The sequence below is a fragment of the Stenotrophomonas sp. YJH_SMC_80 genome (assembly GCF_059372495.1).
Map to the genome: position 1 here is coordinate 333,933 of NZ_JCAFVP010000001.1, position 23,228 is coordinate 357,160.

The window sequence follows — 23,228 nt, forward strand, 5'->3', positions numbered from 1 at the left end:
GCGGCCAAGCCCCCATGGAAGGGTTTACGGCGTCTCCCGCCACCGGACCCACCCCGCCATCCCACGGAATGCCTGCTTTTGCCGTTGCAGTTGAAGTTGCTCCAGCAGGTGCAGGGCTGCAAGCCCTGCCGCACGCACACCCCTCACACCACCGGAATACTGTGCTGGCCCAACCCGCGATACGGCGGCGTGGCCATCACCATCTCCGCCAGCGAATACGCCAGCTCACGTTCGGCCATCACTGTGCCATCCGCACCGTGTTCCAGCAGATGCTTCACCTCGGCGTCGCTGTGCGCACGCGCCAGGAGGGTCAGGTCCGGGTTGATCGCCCGCAGCTTGGCCAGTGCCTCACCGGCTTCCAGCGGCTGCGGAATCGCCAGCACCGCGATCTTCGCGCGTTCCGGATGGGCCTCGGCCAGCACCCGGTCGGCAGCGGCACTGCCGCGGATCGCCGCCAGGCCCTTGGCGTGCGCCTGCTCGACGTGTTCCTTGTTGTCATCGATCACCAGCACCGGCACGCCACGGTCGCGCAGCACCTGCGCCAGTTCGCTGCCGACCCGGCCATAGCCGATCACGATGGCGTGGTCATGCAGGTCGCGCGACGGGCCGATCGCTTCGGGCGGTTCGGGTACCTGCGGAGACTGCTCCTGCTTGGCCTGCCAACGGTCGAGCAGGCCGAACACCAGCGGGTTGAGCATGATCGACACCAGTGCCCCGGCCAGCACCAGCGACTGGCCTTCCTTCGGCAGGATCTGCAGCGTCACGCCGAGGCCAGCGATGATGAAGGCGAACTCGCCGATCTGCGCCAGGCTGGCCGAGATGGTCAGCGCGGTGCTGGTCGGGTGGCCGAACGCACGCACGATGAAGAACGCGGCGGCCGACTTGCCGAACATGATGATCAGCACCGTGGCCAGCACCTGCCACGGGTGCTGCACGATGATGTTGGGGTCGAACAGCATGCCGACCGACACAAAGAACAACACCGCGAACGCATCGCGCAGCGGCAGCGAATCATGCGCGGCCTTGTGGCTCAGTTCTGATTCGTTGAGCAGCATGCCGGCGAAGAACGCGCCCAGCGCGAACGAGACGCCGAACAGCATCGCCGAGCCGAACGCCACGCCCAGCGCGATCGCCAGCACGGACAGGGTGAACAGCTCACGCGAACCGGTACCGGCGATGCGTTCCAGGATCCACGGGATGACCCGGCGCCCGACCACCAGCATCACCGCCACGAACAGGCCCAGCTGCACGAAGGTCCAGCCGATGTCGGCCAGCACGCTGCCCAGCGAGTGCGATTCCTTGGCCGCGTCGGGGCCGAACACGCCGGCCATCACCGGCATCATCACCAGTGCCAGCACGCAGGCCAGGTCTTCGACGATCAGCCAGCCGACCGCGATCTTGCCGCGCATCGTCTCCAGCAGGCGGCGTTCTTCCATCGCCCGCAGCAGCACCACGGTGCTGGCGGTGGCCAGCGAGAAACCGAAGATGACGCCATGGATGGCCGGCCAGCCCATCAGCGAGGCCACGCCCCAGCCGAGCAGGGTCGCCACTGCGATCTGCCCGATGGCACCGGGAATGGCGATCGCCTTGACCGCCATCAGGTCCTTCAGCGAGAAGTGCAGGCCGACACCGAACATCAGCAGCATCACGCCCAGTTCGGCCAGCTGGTTGGCCAGCGCCTGGTCGGCGACGAAGCCGGGGGTGAACGGACCTACGCAGATGCCAGCAACCAGGTAACCGACCAGGGGAGACAAGCGGAGCTTGTTGGCCAGCGCGCCGAAGATGAAGGCGAGCCCCAGGCCAACGGCAACGATGTTGATCAGGTCGGTGTCATGGTGCATCGGCACTCGCAGAAAGCAGGGGGATACCCCGATTTTCACCGAAGCGGCCAGATACGGCAAACCCGCCGTCCACGTGCCGTGGCCGGCGGGTTTGTCCACGCATTTCTCCTCTACCCCCGCCATCGGCGCGCCCCTTCAACAAGAAGGGGCGCTCCTGCAGACGCGGCCCGGGGTACGCCGGCCAGCAGCCGGCTCTACCCCTTACCAGGTGTACTTGATCCGCCCGTACACATACGCGCCGTTGAAGCCGAACGGCGAGTAGTTGCTGTAGGGCAGCATGCCGAAGGTCGAGTTCTGCAGGTCTTCGGTGCGGTCCGGGTACTTGTCCAGCAGGTTGTCGGCGCCCACGGTCAGGGTCCAGTTGCTGCTGGGCTTGTAGCTGGCCGAGGCATCCACCACCCAGGCGTCGCCGTAGGTCTGGTCACGCAGCGCGGTGGCCGAGTTGCGCACGGTGAATTTGCCGTAGCGGGTGGCGGCCAGGCCCAGTTCCCAGTGGTCCGAGCGCCAGGTGCCGCTCAGGATCGCCTTGTCGCGCGGGTAGCTGTCCTCGATGCGGCCGATCTCATCGCGGCCGATCAGCGACTGGGTCAGGCCCAGCGTGCCGAACACCGCCGGGGTGCCGCCAACGCGGCGCACTTCGGTGTCGTTGTAGCTGTACGCAGCGGTCAGCTCCAGGCTGCTGGCGTTGAACGGCACCGTGTAGCTGGACACGAAGTCGACGCCACGGGTGCGCGTATCCAGGCCGTTGGTGAAGTAGGAGAACGCGGTCACCTGCGGCAGGCCCAGGGTGCCCAGCAGCGCGCTGGTGGCCGCGTTGGTGGTGATGCTGGACGACAATGCGATGCGGTCATCGATGTCGATCTGGTAGGCGTCGACGGTGATATACAGGCGGTCGACCGGCTGCAGCACCAGGCCCAGGCTGTAGGAGGTGGAGGTTTCGGCCTTCAACGGCGAGGCACCCAGCGCCTGCGCGGCCGCGCTGGTGGTCGGGAAGGTGCCACGCTCGACGAATACGCCATTGAGGAACTGGCTGGTGACTGCCTGGTAGCCCTGCTGCGCCAGCGACGGTGCACGGAAGCCACTGGAGGCGGTGGCCCGCAGCGCGACCTTGTCGGTGAATGCATAGCGCGCCGACAGCTTGCCGGAGAAGCGGTCGCCGAAGTCCGAGTAGTCCTCGTAGCGGCCGGTGATGCCGGCCGAGAACTTCTCGGTCAGGTCCGCTTCCAGGCCAGCATAGACCGCGTAGTTGTGGCGGTCGGCATGCACTTCATTGGTCGGGGTGAAGCCCGCGAAGCCCTGCGCGCCGCTGCCGGTGTACGAGTTCAGTTCGCCCGGGTTCTGGTCCCACTTTTCCTTGCGGTACTCACCACCGAAGGACAGCGTGACCGGGTAGGCCAGGCCCCAGTCCAGCGACTTGGTCAGGTCGGCATTGAAGATGTCCTGCTGGTATTTCAGCGTGCCGTCGTAGAACGAGCGCGGGCTGGTTGCGCCGAGGCTGTAGTTGATGCTGTTGCGGGTGTGGAAGTCGAGGGTGTTCTCACCGTGGTTCAGGCTCAGGTCCCAGGTCCAGCCGTTGTCGGTGTTGCCCTTGACCCCGGCCACCAGCGAGCGGTCCTTCGAATACTGGTTGATCTCCGGCACGAAGCCGTCGGGGTAGGTCTGCGCCAGCAGCGCGCTCTGCCCGCTGTGGTTGCGCGAACGGTAGAACGCGAACGAGGTGATGTCGCGGTTGCTGAGCAGCGCGCTGGCGTAGCCGGTCACGTGGTCGCTGAAGTCGAAGCTGGCGTTGGCCGACGCGGCGGTGGCATCCACGCGCGGGTCGCCGACGATGAAGGTCTTCTGGCCGATGCTGGGGAAGTTGCCGGTGTTCGGCGTGGCGCCGCGGTACGGGCCGGCGCGGTTGCTCTCGTCCTGCTGGCTGATTTGGCCAGCCACGTGCACGCGACCACGGCCGTTGCCGAACTCGACGCCGGTATCGCCGGAGAGCTGGTACTTGTTGCCGTCACCGGCCGAGTACTGGCCGTAGTCCACGGCCAGGCTGCCGCCACGGCCGCTGCCCTTGAGCACGATGTTGATGACGCCTGCAATGGCGTCCGAGCCGTACTGTGCCGACGCACCGTCGCGCAGCACTTCCACACGCTCGATGGCGGCGATCGGGATTGCATTGATGTCCACCGCCGACGAGCCACGGCCGATGCTGCCGTTGACGTTGATCATCGCCGAGGTGTGGCGGCGCTTGCCGTTGACCAGCACCAGCACCTGGTCCGGCGACAGGCCGCGCAGCTGCGCCGGGCGCACGCCACTGGTGCCGTCGGTCAAGGCCGGGCGCGGGAAGTTCAGCGAGGGCAGGGCGCGCGACAGTGCGGTGGCCAGTTCACTGGTGCCGGTGGACTGCAGCACTTCAGGGGTGATGATGTCGATCGGCGACTGCGATTCGGCGACGGTGCGGTCGGCCACGCGGGTGCCGGTGACGATCACCGTGTCCAGGGTGTTGGCGGCGGTGCCGGCCTGCTGGGCAGCGGCAACGAACGGAGAGCCACCGAGTGCGACAGCGACGGCGGCGGCGATCAGGCTGGTCTTGCGGGTCATCGGGATGGGGCTCCGGTTGGCGGGGGTGGCACCGGAATCGACATCACGGGGGTGAGGCGGACGGCGGTTGTTGCGGTGCGCAAGGCAGGAATTAACGGGATATTCAGTGCCTGTCAAATGGTTGCAACAGGAAAAAACGTTGCAACAGCAACCATTTAGCGGCAGAGGGCAGCGGCGGGAGGTGGGGCCCGGGGGCTGCGCGGGGCCGACGAGGGAGAGAGTTGGCCTGCCGCCGCGCATCCCGGGGCGCGTCAAGTATTCGTTAACGCTAGAATTACGTCGCAGGAACAGTGCTCACCAGCACATTCCATCCGGTTATATGGACCCCTCCCCCGATGATCTCCCTTCGTAATTTCGCCTTGCGCCGCGGCGAGCGGCTGCTGTTGTCCAATGTCGACCTGACCCTGCACGCCGGTTACCGGGTGGGCGTGGTCGGCCGCAACGGTGCTGGCAAGTCCAGCCTGTTCGCGGCGGTGAAGGGCGAGCTGGAGGCCGACAAGGGTGACGTCGACCTGCCCGGCAAGGTCCGTATCGCCAGCGTGGCCCAGGAAACCCCGTCGCTGCCGGACCCGGCGCTGAGCTTTGTGCTGGGCGGGGATACCGATGTGGCTGCGGTGCTGGCTGAAGAGGCTGAAGCAACCGCGCGCGAAGATTGGGAGGCGGTGGCCAACGCGCACACGAAGATGGCCGAGATGGGGGCCTACGACGCCGAAGCGCGCGCCGGCAAGCTGCTGCACGGCCTCGGTTTCCCGGCCGAGACCCACCACCGCGCGGTGTCCTCGTTCTCCGGCGGCTGGCGCGTACGCCTGAACCTGGCCCGCGCGCTGATGATGCCCAGCGACCTGCTGCTCCTGGACGAACCGACCAACCACCTGGACCTGGACGCGGTGTACTGGCTGGAGCAGTGGCTGCTGAAGTACCCCGGCACCCTGCTGTTGATCTCGCATGACCGCGAGTTCCTCGACAACGTGGCCACCCACACCCTGCACCTGCACGGCGGCGGCGCCAAGCTCTACCCGGGCGGTTATACCGATTTCGAGCGCCAGCGCGCCGAACAGCTGCGCCAGCAGCAGATCGCGCACGAGAAGGAACAGGCCGAGCGCGCCCACCTGCAGAGCTTCATCGACCGCTTCAAGGCACAGGCCAGCAAGGCCGCGCAGGCACAGAGCCGCATGAAGCGCCTGGCCAAGCTGGCCGGCACCGAAGCAGTGCGCGCCGAGCGCGAGTTCCGCATCGAGTTCGCGCCGCCGGCCAAGCTGCCGTTCTCACTGATCCGCCTGAACCATGTCGAGGCCGGCTACGGCAAGGACGCAGTGATCCTGCACAACGTCGGCTTCGGTCTGGAAGCGGGCCAGCGCATTGGCCTGCTCGGCCCGAACGGTGCCGGCAAGACCACCCTGGTGAAGACCCTGGTGGGCGAGCTGGCGCCGATCGTCGGCGAGCGCATGGCGCACCCGGACCTGAAGATCGGCTACTTCGCCCAGCACACGGTGGAGTCGCTGCACGAAGGCCAGTCGCCGATGGAGCACTTCCGCGAGATCGCCCCGGACGCACCGAACCAGTCGTTCCGCGACTTCCTCGGCAAGTGGAACTTCCCGGGTGACCGCGCGTTCGAGCCGGTCGATGGCTTCTCCGGTGGCGAGCGCGCACGCCTGGCGCTGGCGCTGATCGCCTGGCAGCAGCCGAACGTGCTGCTGCTGGACGAACCGACCAACCACCTTGACCTGGAAATGCGCGAAGCGCTGGCCGAAGCACTGGCCACCTTCGAAGGCGCGATCGTGATGGTCTCGCACGACCGCCATCTGATCGGCCTGGTCTGCGATACCTACTGGCGCGTGGCCGATGGCGTGGTCGAGCCGTTCGATGGCGACCTGGATGCCTACGCCGCGTGGCTGCGTACCCGCCCGCAGGCGCAGGGCACCAAAGCGCGCATGGAACAGGTGGAAGAGCCGGTGGTGGTCAAGACCGCCCCGGTGGCGCAGGTGGTGCAGAAGAAGCCGGTGAACCCGCACAAGCTGGCCGCCGCTGAAGCCAAGGTGGCCGAGCTGGAAGGTGCCCTGGCCGAGCTGGACCGCCAGCTGGCCGACCCGGCCAACTACGCCGATGCCACGCGCATGGCCGTGCTTGGCCGCGATCGCGAAACCGCCGCCGCGCAGCTGGAAAAGGCCGAAGCCGCCTGGATGGAACTGCTCGAGTCCTGACCGGTGGTGCCGGCCGCTGGCCGGCAGCGCGATGCGCCCACAACGATCAAGGGATTGCCGGCCAGCGCCGGCACTGCCTACCCGCCCTGTGCCTGCAGCCATTCGCGGAAGCGCCTGGCCGGCTCACGTTCGGCACGCGATCGCAGCCGCGTCAGCCAGTAGCGCCCCAGCTCCAGCGTGGTGCTGAACGGCTGCAGCAGGCGACCCTCGGCCAGTTCCTGCTCGAACATGCGCAGCGGCAGCAAGGCCACACCGGCGCCACCGGCGGCCGCCATCGCGACCGTCAACGAGGAATCGAATACCGGCCCGCGCGCTTCCACGCCGCTGACCCCGGCCGCCTGCAGCCAGCGCGCCCATTCGTCGCTGCGGTAGGAACGAAGCAGCGGCAGCGTGCCCAGGTCGCGTGGCTGTTTCAGGCGCCGCGCCAGCGCCGGTGCGCACAGCGGTGCAAACGGCGCGTCGAGGATCGCCGTGCACGCCTGGCCCTGCCAGTCGCCATCACCAAAGCGGATCGCCAGGTCCAGCCCTTCTCCGGCCAGGTCGATGCGGTTGTTGTGGGTCTGCAGGCGCAGCTCGATGTCCGGGTGCGCTGCCTCGAATGCGGCCAGCCGTGGCAGCAGCCAGCCGGTGGCGAAGGTGCCGACCACGCCCAGGGTCAGCACTTCACGCGCAGGTCCGCCGGTGTAACGCGCGATGCTGGCGGAGATGCGCTCGAACGATTCGTTGAGCACCGGATACAGCGCCGCGCCTTCATCGGTGAGCGCCACGCCGCGCGGGAGGCGATGGAACAGGCGGATGCCGAGCCGGTCCTCCAGTCCACGGATCTGGTGGCTCAGTGCGGCCTGGCTGACACACAGCTCCAGCGCGGCACGGGTGAAGTTCTGGTGGCGGGCGGCGGCCTCGAAGGCGCGCAGCGCGTTCAGTGGCAGGGTAGGGTGCAGCATCGTCGAGTCGTGAGCTGGAGTGATGGATGATCCTAACGCTTCAACGAAACATTTCAGAAAATTAAGGGGTTGAATGCGTAAAACATTAATTGAACTAATGTCTCTCGCAGATTTTTTGCGCTGGTCGCCCCCGATCAAGGCTTCAATAATCGAGCGGTCCCCCAGGAGAACCCGCATGCTCGCCCGTCGCCGATTCCTGCAGTTCAGTGGTGCCGCCGTGGCTTCCTCGCTTGCCTTGCCGCTGCTGGCACGTGCAGCGGGCAAGGCCACCGCCAACGCACCCACCGATGCCGCCATCACCGCCGCCAGTGATTTCGCCGCGCTGGAGAAGGCCTGCGCCGGACGCCTCGGCGTGACCCTGCTGGACACTGCCAGCGGTCGCCGCATCAGTCATCGCCAGGACGAGCGCTTCCCGATGTGCAGCACCTTCAAGAGCATGCTGGCGGCCACCGTGCTCAGCCAGGCCGAACGCATGCCGGCATTGCTGGACAGGCGCGTGCCGGTGGGCGAGGCCGATCTGCTCTCGCATGCACCGGTCACCCGCCGCCACGCCGGCAAGGACATGACCGTGCGCGACCTGTGCCGTGCCACGATCATCACCAGCGACAACACCGCCGCCAACCTGCTGTTCGGCGTGGTCGGTGGCCCGCCCGCAGTGACCGCGTTCCTGCGCGCCAGCGGCGACACAGTGAGCCGCAGTGACCGCCTGGAGCCGGAGCTGAACAGCTTTGCCAAGGGCGACCCGCGCGACACCACCACGCCGGCGGCGATGGCCGCGACCCTGCAGCGCGTGGTGTTGGGCGAGGTACTGCAACCGGCTTCGCGGCAGCAGCTGGCCGACTGGCTGATCGACAACGAAACCGGCGACGCCTGCCTGCGCGCGGGCCTGGGCAAGCGCTGGCGCGTGGGTGACAAGACCGGCAGCAATGGTGAAGACGCGCGCAACGACATCGCCGTGCTGTGGCCCGTAGCCGGGGGCGCCCCGTGGGTGCTGACGGCTTATCTGCAGGCGGGCGCGATCAGCTACGAGCAACGCGCTAGCGTGCTGGCACAGGTGGGGCGGATTGCCGACCGGTTGATCGGATGAGGTAACCGGGGTCATTCAAACGTGGCTTGCCGGATCGATTCGGCGCGCGCATCCTGCGCGCGTTCGAACCACACGGAAGTCCCCCATGAGCCATGAACTGATCTACCTGCTGCTGATCTTCGCGCTGCTGGTGATCCCGCGCGCGCTGCAGCGTTTCAGCCTGCCCGCGCCGCTGACCTGCCTGCTGTTCGGCATCATCGGCATGCTCTGGCTGGGCGACCAGGCCCACGATGCGGTGATCGGCCTGCTGGCCACGCTGGGCATTTCCTCGCTGTTCCTGTTCGCCGGCCTGGAAGTGGACCTGCAGGCGCTGCGCCGTGGCATGTGGCCGCTGCTGGCGCACCTGGTGATCCGTACCGGCACGCTGTTCGGCGTGGGCTGGCTGGCCTGGCGTTATGCGGGGCTGCCGTGGCAGGCCGCCGGGCTGCTGGCGCTGGCGCTGCTGACGCCGTCCACGGGCTTCATCATGGACTCGCTGTCGCGGCTGGGCCTCAGCGAAGACGAGCGGTTCTGGGTGACCAGCAAGGCCATTGCCGGCGAACTGCTGGCGCTGGCGGCGTTGTTCATCGTGCTGCAGGCCGGTGACCCAGGCCACATGGCGCTGTCCAGCCTGGCACTGCTGGCGATGATGATCGGCCTGCCGCTGCTGTTCATCGCGCTGGGCCGCTGGGTGGCACCGCACGCGCCGGGCTCGGAATTCTCGCTGCTGGTGATGGTCGGCATGGTGGCGGCCTACATCACCTACCTGCTGGGCGTGTACTACCTGGTTGGCGCGTTCATCGCCGGCCTGGTCGCGCGCCTGCTGCACCAGCGCATGCCGCTGCTGGCCTCGCACGAGAACCTGCACGCGCTGCGCCTGTTCGCCTCGTTCTTCGTGCCGTTCTACTTCTTCAACGCCGGCACCAAGGTGCCCGCCGAAGCGCTGAGCTTCGAGGCGCTGGGGCTGGGCATCGTGATCACCCTGGTGGTGCTGCCGCTGCGCATCGGCGTGGTCTGGCTGCAGCGCCGGGTGATGTTCGGCGAGAGCTTCCGCAGCAGCCTGCGGGTCTCGCTGGCGCTGGCACCGACGCTGATCTTCACCCTGGTGCTGGCGGCGATCATGCGTGAGCGCTTCCAGATTCCGGCGGTGCTGTTCGGTGCGCTGCTGCTGTACGCGGCGCTGACCACGCTGTTGCCGTCGCTGGTGTTCCGTACACCGTTTGACGTTGATCCGGTGGAGCAGGAGCCGGCCGGCGAGGGCGAGGCCGCACCGGTGGCGGCGACCGAAGCACTGCCGGCAGCACCGTCTGCCGAGCGCTGAGCGGGACTGGCGCGCGGTTTGCGCCCATCGTCCATGGCCGTTAGGGTTGGGGCATGAGACCGATTGCCGTTGCCACTACCGCCGCCCTCCTGCTCAGCCTCGCTGCGTGCACGCAGCGCTCCGATACGGTCGCCCATGACCTGGCGACCGCACCGGCCGATGCGTTCATGGCCGCCATCGCCGCACATTGCGGCCAGGCCTACGTCGGCAAGGTGGTGGAGGACACGCCTGCACCGACCGCCAAGGATCCGTTCGCCGGGCAGCGCCTGGTCATGCATGTGCGCGGCTGCGCCGACCCGGCGCACGAGCTGCGCATCCCGTTCCATGTCGGTGGTGACCACTCGCGGACCTGGGTGCTGACCCGCACGCCGAACGGGCTGCGGCTGAAGCACGACCATCGCCACGAAGACGGCAGCCCCGACGCGATCACCCTGTACGGTGGCGACAGCACGCCGCCTGGTACCGCCGAGCGCCAGCAGTTCCCTGCCGATGCCGATTCGGTGGCGATGTTCCGCCGTGCCGACATGCTGGCTTCCACGCACAACACCTGGGCGATGGAGATCGATCCGGACCAGACGTTCGTCTACGAACTGACGCGCCCGGACGGCCGCCGCTTCCGCGTGCAGTTCGACCTGAGCAAGCCGGTCGACCTGCCACCGCCACCGTGGGGCGACGACACAGCACCCGCGCCGTGATCCCGGGGGCGGATCCCTCCTGCGGAGGGCTCTGACCCCGACCCTGCACTCACCGCGTGCCGAAGCGCGCCCGGCAGCCGTTGCTCACCCACACCTGGCCACGCGAGTAACCCCAGCTGCGGCCTTCCTGGCAGACGCTGCCCGACAACTGCTGCTGCAGCACCGGCCGGCCCTGGCGCTCATCCCAGTCGCAGGTCTGCGAGCGGTTGTTGTTGCTGCTGCAGGTGACGGAATAGTTGCTGTTGCCACCGCCCCAGCCGCCACCGCCACCGCCCCAGCCGCGGGCCTCGGCGAATTCGGCGCGGCAGCCATTGCTGACCCATACCGCGCCGTTGCGCACACCCCAGGTACGGCCCTCGTCGCAAGGGCTGCCGGACAACTGGCGGACCAAGCGGGCATTGCGCCAGCCGACCTGGCAGCTGCGCTCGCGGTTGTTCTGGCTTTCGCAGCGGATGGTCTCGCCGGGGCGACCGTTGTTGCCTCCCCAGCCACCGCCATTGCCGCCGCCCCAGCCACCACGGGCCTCGACGAACTCGGCGCGGCAACCGTTGGTGACCCAGATGCTGCCATTGCGGCTGCCCCAGGAGCGCCCTTCCTCGCAGGGGCTGCCAGACAACTGGCGGACCAGCTGCGCGCCGCGCCAGCCGGTGTTGCAGACCCGTTCGCGGTTGCTCTGGCTTTCGCAGCGGATCACCCCGTTCTGCGCAGAGGCGGACGGAGCGGGCAGGGAAAGGGTGCCCAGCGCACCCAGGCTGAGGGTCACGGCCAGGCTGGCCAGGGACAGCGGTTTCATGGCGGCATCCCATACGGTGGCAGGTGCCCGACTATAGGGAGGGGGATGATCAAGCCGGTGTGACTGGCCGGATTTGCCCCAGCCGGGGCCTCGGCCGCAGAATACGAGGCTTTCCGGCCCCCACCCGGTGCCGGCGTTCTCCAGCGGAGCTTCCCCCCATGCGTACCCACTTCTGCGGCCTGGTCGACGAGACCCTGATTGGCCAGACTGTCACCCTCGCCGGCTGGACCGACGTGGCCCGTAACCAGGGCGGCGTCTGCTTCATCGATCTCCGCGATCATGAAGGCATCGTGCAGGTGACGGTGGAGGTCGACAATGCCGAAGTGTTCGCGGTGGCCGCGTCGCTGGGCTACGAGGATGTGCTGCAGGTGGAAGGCGTCGTGCGTGCCCGCCACGCGGTGAACGACAAGATGCGCACCGGCAAGGTGGAAGTGATCGCCACCGCCATCACCGTGCTGAACAAGGCTGCGCCGCTGCCGTTCCACGCCCACGAGAACCCGGGCGAGGAAACCCGCCTGAAGTACCGCTACCTGGACCTGCGCCGCCCGGAAATGCAGCGCATGCAGCGCACCCGCATCAAGCTGGTGCAGGCGCTGCGCCGCCACCTGGACGAAAAGGGCTTCCAGGACATCGAAACCCCGATCCTGACCAAGGCCACCCCGGAAGGCGCACGCGACTTCCTGGTGCCGGCGCGCATGCACCCGGGCGAGTTCTACGCACTGCCGCAGAGCCCGCAGCTGTTCAAGCAGATCCTGATGGTGGCCGGCTTCGACCGCTACTACCAGATCGCGCGCTGCTTCCGCGACGAGGCCCTGCGTGCCGATCGCCAGCTGGAGTTCACCCAGCTGGACATGGAATTCGCCTTCGTCCGCGAGCGCGACGTGCAGGATTTCGTCGAGGACATGATCCGCGCCATCTTCAAGGAAGTGGTGGACGTGCAGCTGGATGCCAGCTTCCCGCGCATGACCTGGGCCGAGGCCATGCGCCGCTACGGCTCGGACAAGCCGGACCTGCGCATCGCGCTGGAGCTGGTGGACGTGGCCGAACTGGTCAAGGACAGCGAGTTCCCGGTGTTCACCGGCCCGGCCAATGATGCCGAGGGCCGCGTCGCTGCGCTGCGCATCCCGGGCGGTGCGTCGCTGTCGCGCAAGCAGATCGACGAATACGCCGCGCATGCCGCCAAGTACGGCGCCAAGGGCCTGGCCTACATCAAGATCGCCGACAACGGCGAAATCAGCTCGCCGATCCAGAAGTTCTTCAGCGAAGCGTCGTTCGCCGCGCTGGTCGCCCACGTCGGCGCCGGCAACGGCGACATCGTGTTCTTCGGTGCCGGCGGCTACAACAAGGTCTCCGACTTCATGGGCGCGCTGCGCCTGAAGGCCGGCAAGGACTTCGGCCTGGTCGCCGACGGCTGGGCGCCGCTGTGGGTCACCGACTTCCCGATGTTCGAGTGGGACGAGGAAGAACAGCGCTACGTCGCCCTGCATCACCCCTTCACCGCACCGGCCGTGGACGACATCGCCGACCTGCGCGCCAATGCCCGTACCGCCGTTTCGCGCGGCTACGACATGGTGCTCAACGGCAATGAGATCGGCGGCGGTTCGATCCGTATCCACCGTCCGGACATGCAGAGCGCGGTGTTCGAGCTGCTGGGCATCGGTGCCGAAGAAGCCCGTGCCAAGTTCGGCTTCCTGCTCGACGCGCTGAACTACGGCGCGCCGCCGCACGGTGGCATCGCCTTCGGCATCGACCGCATCGCCGCGCTGATGGCCGGCACCGAGTCGATCCGCGACGTCATCCCGTTCCCGAAGACCACTGGTGCACAGGATCTGATGACCGACGCGCCGTCGCCGATCGTCGACGCGCAGCTGGCCGAAGTGCACATCCAGGTTCGCCCCAAGACCAACTGATCAGGAGATCCAGGCAATGACCGAGTTTGCGTTTTCGCTGGAGTGGGAAAAGCTGGGCAATGAAGGCTCCGAGGCCAACCTGGTCACCGAGCGTGCACGCGTGTTCGGCGGTTGGCTGGTCCGCGTCGGTACCAACCCGGCCGCGATGGCCCTGACCTTCGTCGCCGACGGCGAAGGCCGTTGGGATGGAGAAGACTTCGGCGTCGAGGATTACGAGGACGACGAAGAGGAAGAGTACGACGAGGACGAGGAAGGCGAAGAAGACGAGGACGAAGAGGAATACGAGGAAGAGGACGAGGAAGACGAAGAAGCGGAATCGTCGGAAAAGGCTTGACCGCCCCTTCGCGCTGACGTCAACTTGCTGCATGTATTCGATCCGCCGCGCCACCGTGGACGACGCGCCGACCCTGTCGGCGCTGGCCGCCCGCACGTTCACCGAAACCTTCGGCCATCTGTATCCGCCGCAGGACCTGCAGGCCTTCCTTGAGGAGGCCTACACGGTCGAGCGCCAGCGCGTGATCCTGGCCCACCCGGATTACGCGGTGTGGCTGCTGGAGCTGGACGGGGAGGCGGTCGGCCATGCCGCCGCCGGCCCCTGTGGCCTGCCGCACCCGGACGTGAAGCCCGGTGACGGCGAACTCAAGCGCCTGTACCTGGTCAAGACGCAGCAAAGCTGCGGCTGGGGCAGCCGCCTGCTGGAAACCGCGCTGGCCTGGCTGGAACACGAGGGCCCGCGCACCCTGTGGTTGGGCGTGTGGTCGGAGAACTTCGGCGCACAGCGCTTCTACGCCCGCTACGGGTTCGAGAAGGCCGGCGAATACCTGTTCCCGGTGGGCGACACGAACGATCTCGAATTCATCCTGCGCCGCGCACCGCGCGCGGCCTGATGTTCACTGCCGCTTGCTGCGCGCGCGTGTTCAATCACCGTACGTTCCTGCCCCGCTGACCGCCAGGCTGTTTGCATGACTCCCCCCGTATTGCTGCTGCATGGCATCTGGAATGCCCGCGCCTGGGTCGGACCGCTGGCCTGGCGCCTGCGCGCGCGCGGCTTCCAGGTGCACGCGTTTGGTTATTCCTCGGTGTTCGGTGGCCCGGACGTGGCCGTACCGCAGCTGCTGGAGCGGCTGGCCGACGCCGGCCCGCTGAGTTTGGTCGGCCACAGCCTGGGCGGGCTGCTGGCGCTGGAAGCGCTGCGGCGCAATCCGCAGCTGCCGGTGCAGCGCGTGGTCTGCCTGGGTTCACCGCTGCGCGGCAGTGGTACCGCGCGCTCGTTGTCCGATCATGGCTGGGGCCTGGCGCTGGGGCGCAGCAGCGAGCTGCTGCTGGACGGACTGCCGGACTGGCAGGGCAAGGCCGAGGTCGGGCTGATCGCCGGTTCGGTGCCGCACGGTCTGGGCAGCCTGCTGGGCGCGATGGACGACGCCTCCGATGGCACCGTGGCCCTGGCCGAAACCCGCCTGCCGGGCCTGACCGATCATTGCGTGGTGCGCACCAGCCACAGCGGCCTCGTGGTGTCGCCGGATGCCGCGCGGCAGACCGCGCATTTCCTGCGCCACGGCCAGTTTGACCACAGCCGCGACGCCGCCGCCGCGTAATCTGGTAGGGGCGACCGCCTTGGCTCGGTGGGTGCGAACCGTCCTGCCCTGGTGGGTGCGAACCGTTGGTTCGCACGCGCTTCGCCGGGCCATGCCCGACGGCATCTCTCCGCCCTAGACACGGTTGCCGCCCCCGATCAGGTAGAATCCGCGCCTTGATCCTGAAGCAGCCAGACGGTAGCACCCATGGGTAGAGGCCCCTCCATCGAAGCCCGCAAGAACGCGTCCGACGCGAAGCGCGGCAAGATTTTCACCAAGATCATCCGCGAGATCGGCGTTGCCGCGCGCGGCGGTGGAGGCGACCCCAACAACAACCCGCGCCTGCGCGTGGCGGTGGACAAGGGCCTGGCCGTGAACATGTCCAAGGACGTGATCGAGCGCGCCATCAAGAAGGCCACCGGTGAACTGGAAGGCGTCGACTACGAGGAAATCCGCTACGAAGGCTACGCCCCGGGTGGCGTGGCCGTGATCGTCGACTGCCTGACCGACAACCGCGTGCGCACCGTGGCCGATGTCCGCCATGCGTTCAGCAAGTGCGGCGGCAACATGGGCACCGAAGGCTCGGTGGCCTTCATGTTCAAGCGCCTGGGCGTGCTCAGCTTCGCCCCGGGTGCCGACGAGGAAGCCATCACCGAGGCGGCCATCGAGGCCGGCGCTGATGACATCGTGGTCTATCCGGACGATGGCTCGATCGATGTGGTCACCAGCCCTGACGCGTTCAGCGCAGTCAAGGACGCGATGGCCGCCGCTGGCCATGTCGCCGACCACGCCGAGATCACCTTCCGCGCCGACAACGACATCAAGGTCGAGGGCGAGGTCGCCCTGCAGGTCAAGAAGCTGCTGGACATGCTGGAAGACCTGGACGACGTGCAGGACGTGTATTCCAACGCCGAACTCGGCGCCGACGCCTACGCCTGAGCCGTCTTCGACGGCCTGGGCGCGGGCCGTTGAACGGTCACCGCGGACAGTCATGAGCCCATACGCCTGCCAGCGCATTCCGTTCCGCCCCGCCAGGAGTGCAGCATGACCCGCATCCTCGGCATCGACCCCGGTTCGCAGCGGACCGGGGTCGGCATCATTGATGTCGATGCCACCGGCCGCGTCAGCTACGTGCACCACCAGCCGCTGGTGCTGCTGGGCGCTGACGACTTCCCGCAGCGCATGAAGCTGCTGGTGCTGGGCCTGGCCGACCTGTGCCGCGAGTATGAGCCGCAGGAAGTGGCCATCGAACGCGTGTTCATGGCCCGCAACCCCGATTCGGCATTGAAGCTGGGCCAGGCCCGTGGCGCGGCGATCTCGGCGGTGGTGCTGCGCGACCTGCCGGTGCACGAATATGCTGCCAGCGAGATCAAGCTGGCGGTTGTCGGGCGCGGTGGCGCCGAAAAGCAACAGGTTCAACACATGGTCGGGCTCATGCTCAACCTGAAAATCAAGCTGCAGGCCGACGCGGCCGACGCGTTGGCGGTGGCGATCACCCATGCCCACGTAAGGGCGACGGCCAACCGCCTGGGGCTCAGTGCCCGCCAGGCATGGGGCCGCAAATGAGGAGCTGCACGCAATGATCGGTCGACTGCGCGGCATCGTTGCCTACAAGGCGCCGCCGTGGCTGGTGGTGGACGTGAACGGAGTGGGCTACGAACTGGAGGCGCCGATGAGCACCTTCTACGACCTGCCCGAGCTCGGCCGCGAGGTCACCCTGTATACCCACTACTCGCAGAAGGAAGACAGCGTCTCGCTGTACGGCTTCCTGCGCGAGGGCGAGCGGCGCCTGTTCCGCGACGTGCAGAAGGTCAGCGGCATCGGCGCGAAGATCGCGCTGGCCGTGCTGTCCGGCGTCACCGTCGAGGAGTTCGCGCGCATGGTCCAGGCCGGTGACATCACCGCGCTGACCCGCATTCCGGGCATCGGCAAGAAGACCGCCGAGCGCATGGTGCTGGAGCTGCGTGACCGCGCGGCCCAGTTCGGTGCCGGCGGCGCGCTGCCCACCGGCAGTGGCCCGGCCCCGGCCGACCCGCTGTCCGATGCCACCGTGGCGCTGCAGCAGCTGGGCTACAAGCCGGCTGAAGCCGCGCGCATGGCCCGGGACGCCTTCAATGAAGGCGACGAAGTGGCCACCGTGATCCGCAAGGCGCTGCAGTCGGCGCTGCGTTGATCCGCCTTCCTTTCCTTCAACAAACCGCCTGAGCTTCGCCAGGAGTCCCATGTCCAGCAGTCAAACCCCGCACGCAGCCGCCCCCGGCGGCCATGGCCACGCCCCCTCCGCTGGAGGACTGGCGCTGGTCATCGGTGCGATCGGCGTGGTCTTCGGCGATATCGGTACCAGCCCGCTGTACACCCTGAAGGAGGCGTTCTCGCCGCACTACGGGCTCAACAGCGACCACGATACCGTGCTGGGCGTGCTGTCGCTGGCGTTCTGGGCGCTGAACCTGGTGGTGACGCTGAAGTACGTCACCATCATCATGCGCGCCGACAATGATGGCGAGGGTGGCATCATGGCGCTGATGGCGTTGACCCAGCGCACGCTGCGCAATGGTTCGCGCTCGGCTTATGTGGTGGGCATCCTCGGCATCTTCGGCGCCTCGCTGTTCTTCGGCGACGGCGTGATCACCCCGGCCATGTCCGTGCTCAGTGCGGTCGAAGGCCTGGAGGTGGCCGCGCCCGGACTGCATGTCTTCATCGTGCCGGTCACCCTGGTGGTGCTGCTGGCAGTGTTCGCCGCGCAACGCTTCGGTACCGAGAAGATCGGCAAGGCGTTCGGCCCGATCATGGCAATCTGGTTCGTATCGCTGGCGGCGATCGGCATCTACAACATTGTCGATGCGCCCGAGGTGCTGAAGGCCTTCAACCCGTGGTGGGGCATCCGCTTCTTCATGGAGCACGGCTGGCACGGCATCTTCATTCTCGGTGCAGTGGTGCTGGCGGTGACCGGCGGCGAAGCGCTGTATGCGGACATGGGCCACTTCGGCCTGCGCCCGATCCGCCACGCCTGGTACTTCTTCGTGCTGCCGTGCCTGGTGCTGAACTACCTGGGGCAGGGCGCACTGGTGCTCAACCACCCCGAGGCCCTGAAGAACCCGTTCTTCGAGGCGGTGCCCTCGTGGGCGCTGTACCCGATGATCATCCTGGCCACCATGGCGGCGGTGATCGCCTCGCAGTCGGTCATCACCGGCGCGTTCTCGGTCTCGCGCCAGGCCATGCAGCTGGGCTACATCCCGCGCATGCGCATCAAGCACACCTCGCACGACACCATCGGCCAGATCTACATCCCGGGCATCAACTGGGGCATCGCGGTGATGGTGTTCGGCCTGGTGCTGGCGTTCCGCAGTTCGTCCAACCTGGCCGTGGCCTACGGCATCTCGGTGTCGGCCACGATGCTGATCGACACCCTGCTGCTGGCCGTGGTGGCACGTTCGCTGTGGCCGAAGTCGCGTGGCTGGCTGCTGCCGCTGTGCGTGGTGTTCTTCATCATCGACCTCGGCTTCGTCATCGCCAACGGCGCCAAGCTGCTGCAGGGCGCCTGGTTCCCGGTGGTGCTGGGCATCTTCCTGTTCACCATGATGCGCACCTGGCGGCGTGGCCGCGAGCTGCTGCGTGATGAGATCCGCAAGGACGGCATCCGCCTGGACACCTTCCTGCCGGGCCTGATGCTGGCACCGCCGGTACGCGTACCGGGCACCGCGGTGTTCCTCACCGCCGACCCGACCGTGGCCCCGCACGCGCTGATGCACAACCTCAAGCACAACAAGGTGCTGCACGAGCGCAACGTGTTCCTGCACGTGGAAACCCTGCCCATTCCCTATGCGATGGAAGGGCAGCGGCTGAAGATCGAGTCGGTGGGCGACGAGTTCTACCGGGTCTATGTGCGCTTCGGTTTCATGGAAACCCCGGACGTGCCGCTGGCGCTGATGCGCTCGTGTGACCACGGTGGCATCTACTTCGACCCGATGGACACCACCTTCTTCGCCAGCCGCGAAACCATTGTGGCCACCGCCAACCGCGGCATGCCGATCTGGCGCGACAAGCTGTTCGCGCTGATGCACCGGAATGCCGCGCCCGCGACCGGCTTCTTCCGGATTCCGGGCAACCGCCTGGTCGAACTCGGCGCGCAGGTGGAGATTTAATCTCCGCCGTCGATTCCTCCAGAGATCTGTCCACGCATGGCGTGGATCTACCGTGTCGACCAAGGTCGACACCCACCAAAGCAGGTCATACCGTGTCGACCAAGGTCGACACCCACAAGAGCAGGCACAGGCCACGCCATCCAGACAGATCGCAGGAAACTGTCGAAGGCGGGGTGGGTCCGGTTGCGGGGGTGTGAGCGGCATGGATGCCGCGACCAAGCCCCCATGGATGGGTTTACGGCGTCCCCCTCAACCGGACCCACCCCGCCATCCCGCGGCATGCCCGCTTCTGCTTCGGCCTTTGACGTTGCTCCGGCCTCTGCGGGTGCCGGGCGCAGCCCGGCCGAAACCCGCACTTTTGCCGCATAATCAGCACATGACCGACGACCGCATCATCGGCGCCGGCGCCACCCGCGAGGATGACGCCGCCGACGCCAGCATCCGCCCCAAGCGCCTTGCCGACTACCTCGGCCAGGTGCCGGTGCGCGAGCAGATGGAAATCTACATCCAGGCGGCCAAGGGGCGTGGCGACGCGCTCGACCACGTACTGATCTTCGGGCCGCCGGGCCTGGGCAAGACCACCCTCAGCCATGTCATTGCCAACGAACTGGGCGTGGCCCTGCGCGTGACCTCCGGCCCGGTGATCGAAAAGGCCGGCGACCTGGCTGCGCTGCTGACCAACCTGCAGCCGCACGACGTGCTGTTCATCGACGAGATCCATCGCCTGTCGCCGGTGGTCGAGGAAGTGCTGTACCCGGCGATGGAAGATTTCCAGATCGACATCATGATCGGCGAGGGCCCCGCCGCCCGCTCGATCAAGATCGACCTGCCGCCGTTCACCCTGATCGGCGCCACCACCCGCGCCGGCCTGCTGACCGCGCCGCTGCGCGACCGCTTCGGCATCGTCCAGCGCCTGGAGTTCTACAGCGTCGAGGAACTGACCCGTATCGTGCGCCGCTCCGCCAGCATCCTCGGCATCGACTGCACCGCCGATGGGGCAGGGGAGATCGCGCGCCGCGCGCGTGGTACCCCGCGTATCGCCAACCGCCTGCTGCGACGCGTGCGCGACTATGCGCAGGTCAAGGCCGGTGGCCACATCGACGAGCCCGTGGCCCAGGCCGCGATGAAGATGCTCAAGGTCGACCCGGAAGGCTTCGACGAGCTTGACCGGCGCCTGCTCAAGACCATGGTCGACTACTTCGATGGTGGCCCGGTCGGCATCGAATCGCTGGCCGCGGCGCTGTCCGAAGAGCGTGGCACGCTGGAAGACGTGGTCGAGCCGTACCTGATCCAGCAGGGCTTCCTGGTGCGTACCGCGCGTGGCCGCATGGCCACCCACAAGGCCTACCGGCACATGGGTCTGAAGCCGAAGAACCCGCCGCAGGACCTGTTCGCGGAGGTTCCCGATGTCGGTTGAGTCACTATTCAGTTGGCCGACACGCATTTACTGGGAAGATACCGACGCTGGCGGCGTGGTCTACCACGCCCGCTACGTGGCCTTCATGGAACGGGCCCGGACCGAATGGATGCGTGCGCTGGGCTACGGCCAGGAGCGCATGCGCGCCGAGCACGGGATGATCTTCGCGGTGCGCTCGATGCAGATGGATTTCATCAGGCCGGCACGGCTGGATGACACCCTGCAGGTGAGCGCCCGTTTGGTCCAGCTGAAGAAGGCCAGCATGGTCTTCGACCAGCAGATCCTGCGCGACGGCGAATTGCTGCTGTCGGCCCAGGTCCGCATCGCCGCACTGGACGCGGCCAGTTTCCGCCCGCGTGGCATGGACGAGGCCGTCCTTGCCGTGCTGCAACCCCACCTCCACCCCGAATCCGAACACTGAGGAACAACGGATGATCGCAACGCTCCTGGCCCTGCAGGCCACGGTCACCGAGGCACTGCCGGCCGACGTCAGCAACGCCGCGACACAGACCCTTGCCCAGGCCACCACCGGCGGCGGCATCAACTACCTCGAACTGATGGCCAAGGCCAGCCTGCCGGTGAAGATCATCGTGCTGTTGCTGCTGGTCGGCTCGTTCGTCAGCTGGGTGATCATTTTCCGCAAGGCCCGCGTGTTCAAGCAGGCCACCCGCGAAGCCGACGAGTTCGAGAACCGCTTCTGGTCCGGCGCGGACCTGGGCAAGCTGTACAGCGCGGCCACCGACCGCAGCCGCAGCGTGACCGGCCTGGAAGCCATCTTCGAAGCAGGGTTCCGCGAATACACCCGCCTGCGTGACAAGCGCCGCCTGGATGGCCGCGCACAGCTGGAAGGCGCGCAGCGCGCGATGCGCACCACCTACACCCGCGAAGTGGATCAGCTCGAGCGCAACCTGGAACTGCTGGCCAACATCGGTTCGACCGCGCCGTACGTGGGCCTGGTCGGCACCGTGTTCGGCATCATGGTGACCATGCACGACATGATCAGCAGTGGTGCGCAGGCCGGCATCGCCGCCGTCGCGCCGGGCATCTCCGAGGCACTGTTCGCTACCGCCATCGGCCTGTTCGTGGCGATCCCGGCGGTGTGGGCCTACAACCGCTTCACCACGCGCGTTGAGCGCATGTCGGTGCGGTTCGAGACATTTGCCGAAGAGTTCAGTTCCATCCTGCAGCGCCAGAGCGCTGGCGACGAGTAAGCGCCTGACCCGGGAGTCCAAGCCATGTCCGCTGCCATCGGTCGCCGCAAGCGCCGCAAGCTGAAATCGGAAATCAACGTCGTTCCCTACATCGACGTCATGCTGGTGCTGCTGATCATCTTCATGGTCACCGCGCCGCTGCTCACCCTGAGCTTCGACGTCGACCTGCCGCAGTCCAACGCCAAGGCGCTGGAGAGCAAGCAGGACCCGGTGATCGTCTCGGTGCGCCAGGACGGCCAGCTCAGCCTGAAGCTACCCGATGCCAAGGAACCGACCGCCGTGTCGGCCGAGGAACTGGAAGGCCGCCTGGCCGGCATCGCCGCCCAGGACAAGGGCGTGCGCGTGATCGTCGCCGCCGACCGTGCCGTGGCCTATGAAAAGGTCATCGCCGCGATGGATGTGATCAAGCGCGCCAAGGTAGACAAGGTAGGCCTGGCCACCGATGCACGCTGACGCCCTGCCACCCCCGCATCAGCGCGAACCCGGCTGGGGCCTGCCCCTGGCATTGGCGTTGCTGGTGCACCTGCTGGTCGCGCTGGTCTTCATCGTGGCCTGGTTCTGGTCGCCCGAGCGCAACACCGACGCCGCCGCCGGTGATCCGTCGGTCGAGGCCAGCCTGGCGCTGTCCGCGTCGGAGGCCTCCGCTGCGCGCCAGGCCCTGCGCCAGTCGGAAAAGCTGGAAGACCTGCCGCCGCCGGTGGCCGAGCCCATCCCGGTGCCGGAAGACACCATTCCGCCGCCGCAGCCGATCCCGGAACCGCGCCCGCAGGACGCCCCCACGCCGCAGCAGCAACAGGCGCAGGAGCGTGTCGCGCAGCCGGATACCAAGGATCAGGAAGCGGTGAGTGCGCTGGCCATCTCCCAGGAGAAGGCCAAGCAGGAACAGGAAGCCAAGCGCCGCCAGGAACAGATCGACCTGACCGAACGCAAGCGCCAGGAAGAAGCCGAGCAGAAGCTGCGCCTGGCCAAGCAGCAGGAAGCGGACGAGAAGAAGAAGCAGGCCGAGCAGGAGCGCGTGGCCGCTGACAAGGCCGAGGCCGAGAAGCAGAAGAAGATCGCCGAGATCCGTGCCCGCCGCGAGCAGGCCGAGAAGGAAGCCAAGCTGGCCGAGCAGAAGCTGCGCCAGGTGGCCGCCGCGCGCAATGCCGCCGGCAGTGCCGCTGCCGGTTCCAGTGGTGCCTCGCAGCCGGCCGCCGGTGGCGGTGGCAACAGCGACGACCTTTCGGCCAAGTACGCAGCCGCCATCCAGGCCAAGGTGCTGTCGCAGTGGGTGCGCCCGGATACGGTGCCGCTGGGCCAGCGCTGCCAGATCACCATCACCCAGATTCCGGGTGGCACGGTGATGCAGGCCAAGGTCAGCCCGAACTGCCCGTACGACGAGGCCGGCAAGCGTTCGATCGAGGCCGCCGTGCTCAACGCGCAGCCGCTGCCCTACCGCGGCTTCGAGTCGGTGTTCGCACGCACGCTCAACTTCACCTTCACCGCCCAGGATCGCTGAGGCGGGCAGGGCAGGGTGGCTCTCCG

General features: G+C 67.4%; 21 protein-coding genes. 17 read left to right on the forward strand and 4 right to left on the reverse strand.

What is annotated here, in order from left to right; translation table 11 throughout:
• Window positions 1-143: 143 nt before the first annotated feature.
• Together ybaL and AC5P99_RS01450 are read right to left on the reverse strand one after the other, a co-directional pair.
• Entirely contained in the window at window positions 144-1,841 is a 1,698-nt protein-coding gene (gene ybaL / locus AC5P99_RS01445; RefSeq protein ID WP_495212815.1) for a YbaL family putative K(+) efflux transporter, read from the reverse strand.
• A gap of 201 nt (window positions 1,842-2,042) precedes the next feature.
• Window positions 2,043-4,430, reverse strand: coding sequence for a TonB-dependent receptor plug domain-containing protein (locus AC5P99_RS01450; RefSeq protein WP_495212816.1), 2,388 nt, complete (start codon window positions 4,428-4,430; stop codon window positions 2,043-2,045).
• Between the two features lie 335 nt (window positions 4,431-4,765).
• On the opposite strand from AC5P99_RS01450, the gene AC5P99_RS01455 reads away from it, so the two are divergent.
• Entirely contained in the window at window positions 4,766-6,631 is a 1,866-nt protein-coding gene (locus AC5P99_RS01455) for an ABC-F family ATP-binding cassette domain-containing protein (protein WP_005414284.1), read from the forward strand.
• A 77-nt stretch (window positions 6,632-6,708) separates the two neighbouring features.
• Here the strand turns inward: AC5P99_RS01455 and ampR are convergent, their stop codons facing one another.
• Window positions 6,709-7,575 carry a LysR family transcriptional regulator AmpR gene (gene ampR, locus AC5P99_RS01460; protein WP_285309664.1) on the reverse strand — a complete coding sequence of 289 codons (867 nt, stop codon included), beginning with the start codon at window positions 7,573-7,575 and terminating at the stop codon, window positions 6,709-6,711.
• A 175-nt stretch (window positions 7,576-7,750) separates the two neighbouring features.
• Here ampR and blaL2 point away from each other — a divergent pair, with 175 nt between their 5' ends.
• The 3 genes from blaL2 to AC5P99_RS01475 all read left to right on the forward strand — a co-directional run bounded on the left by blaL2 (window position 7,751) and on the right by AC5P99_RS01475 (window position 10,657).
• Window positions 7,751-8,662: a L2 family extended-spectrum class A beta-lactamase gene (blaL2, locus tag AC5P99_RS01465; protein ID WP_005414283.1), complete on the forward strand. Its 912-nt coding sequence runs from the start codon at window positions 7,751-7,753 to the stop codon at window positions 8,660-8,662.
• 85 nt (window positions 8,663-8,747) lie between these two features.
• Window positions 8,748-9,962 (forward strand): cation:proton antiporter, encoded by a 1,215-nt coding sequence (locus tag AC5P99_RS01470; protein WP_005410765.1) that lies wholly within the window; start codon window positions 8,748-8,750, stop codon window positions 9,960-9,962.
• Window positions 9,963-10,015: 53 nt separating this feature from the next.
• On the forward strand, window positions 10,016-10,657 hold the full coding sequence (locus AC5P99_RS01475; RefSeq protein ID WP_495212817.1) for a hypothetical protein: 642 nt from the start codon (window positions 10,016-10,018) through the stop codon (window positions 10,655-10,657).
• A 49-nt stretch (window positions 10,658-10,706) separates the two neighbouring features.
• Here AC5P99_RS01475 and AC5P99_RS01480 read toward each other — a convergent pair whose 3' ends face one another.
• Window positions 10,707-11,450: a DUF3011 domain-containing protein gene (locus AC5P99_RS01480; RefSeq protein WP_049450104.1), complete on the reverse strand. Its 744-nt coding sequence runs from the start codon at window positions 11,448-11,450 to the stop codon at window positions 10,707-10,709.
• A 158-nt stretch (window positions 11,451-11,608) separates the two neighbouring features.
• On the opposite strand from AC5P99_RS01480, the gene aspS reads away from it, so the two are divergent.
• From aspS to tolA, 13 genes are all read left to right on the forward strand, one after another.
• On the forward strand, window positions 11,609-13,360 hold the full coding sequence (gene aspS / locus AC5P99_RS01485; protein ID WP_005414279.1) for an aspartate--tRNA ligase: 1,752 nt from the start codon (window positions 11,609-11,611) through the stop codon (window positions 13,358-13,360).
• 16 nt (window positions 13,361-13,376) lie between these two features.
• The gene (locus AC5P99_RS01490) at window positions 13,377-13,694 is read left to right on the forward strand and encodes a hypothetical protein (RefSeq protein ID WP_005410761.1); all 318 of its coding nucleotides are present in this window, start codon (window positions 13,377-13,379) and stop codon (window positions 13,692-13,694) included.
• A gap of 31 nt (window positions 13,695-13,725) precedes the next feature.
• Window positions 13,726-14,247: a GNAT family N-acetyltransferase gene (locus AC5P99_RS01495; protein WP_308310340.1), complete on the forward strand. Its 522-nt coding sequence runs from the start codon at window positions 13,726-13,728 to the stop codon at window positions 14,245-14,247.
• 75 nt (window positions 14,248-14,322) lie between these two features.
• Window positions 14,323-14,955: an esterase/lipase family protein gene (locus AC5P99_RS01500; protein WP_005410759.1), complete on the forward strand. Its 633-nt coding sequence runs from the start codon at window positions 14,323-14,325 to the stop codon at window positions 14,953-14,955.
• Window positions 14,956-15,141: 186 nt separating this feature from the next.
• The gene (locus AC5P99_RS01505; RefSeq protein WP_005410758.1) at window positions 15,142-15,873 is read left to right on the forward strand and encodes a YebC/PmpR family DNA-binding transcriptional regulator; all 732 of its coding nucleotides are present in this window, start codon (window positions 15,142-15,144) and stop codon (window positions 15,871-15,873) included.
• 105 nt (window positions 15,874-15,978) lie between these two features.
• Complete coding sequence (ruvC, locus tag AC5P99_RS01510; protein ID WP_005410757.1) at window positions 15,979-16,500, forward strand: crossover junction endodeoxyribonuclease RuvC; 522 nt, start codon at window positions 15,979-15,981, stop codon at window positions 16,498-16,500.
• A gap of 13 nt (window positions 16,501-16,513) precedes the next feature.
• On the forward strand, window positions 16,514-17,107 hold the full coding sequence (ruvA, locus tag AC5P99_RS01515; protein WP_005410756.1) for a Holliday junction branch migration protein RuvA: 594 nt from the start codon (window positions 16,514-16,516) through the stop codon (window positions 17,105-17,107).
• Window positions 17,108-17,156: 49 nt separating this feature from the next.
• On the forward strand, window positions 17,157-19,076 hold the full coding sequence (locus tag AC5P99_RS01520; protein WP_005410755.1) for a potassium transporter Kup: 1,920 nt from the start codon (window positions 17,157-17,159) through the stop codon (window positions 19,074-19,076).
• Window positions 19,077-19,452: 376 nt separating this feature from the next.
• The gene (gene ruvB / locus AC5P99_RS01525) at window positions 19,453-20,493 is read left to right on the forward strand and encodes a Holliday junction branch migration DNA helicase RuvB (RefSeq protein WP_005410754.1); all 1,041 of its coding nucleotides are present in this window, start codon (window positions 19,453-19,455) and stop codon (window positions 20,491-20,493) included.
• Complete coding sequence (ybgC, locus tag AC5P99_RS01530; RefSeq protein ID WP_495212818.1) at window positions 20,483-20,914, forward strand: tol-pal system-associated acyl-CoA thioesterase; 432 nt, start codon at window positions 20,483-20,485, stop codon at window positions 20,912-20,914. The genes ruvB and ybgC overlap by 11 nt, the downstream gene beginning before the upstream one ends.
• A 10-nt stretch (window positions 20,915-20,924) precedes the next feature.
• Complete coding sequence (tolQ, locus tag AC5P99_RS01535) at window positions 20,925-21,704, forward strand: protein TolQ (RefSeq protein WP_005410752.1); 780 nt, start codon at window positions 20,925-20,927, stop codon at window positions 21,702-21,704.
• Between the two features lie 24 nt (window positions 21,705-21,728).
• Window positions 21,729-22,157, forward strand: a complete 429-nt coding sequence (gene tolR, locus AC5P99_RS01540) for a protein TolR (RefSeq protein ID WP_005410751.1) — start codon at window positions 21,729-21,731, stop codon at window positions 22,155-22,157.
• Window positions 22,147-23,202 carry a cell envelope integrity protein TolA gene (gene tolA / locus AC5P99_RS01545; RefSeq protein ID WP_005410750.1) on the forward strand — a complete coding sequence of 352 codons (1,056 nt, stop codon included), beginning with the start codon at window positions 22,147-22,149 and terminating at the stop codon, window positions 23,200-23,202. The genes tolR and tolA overlap by 11 nt, the downstream gene beginning before the upstream one ends.
• The last annotated feature ends 26 nt before the right edge of the window (window positions 23,203-23,228 follow it).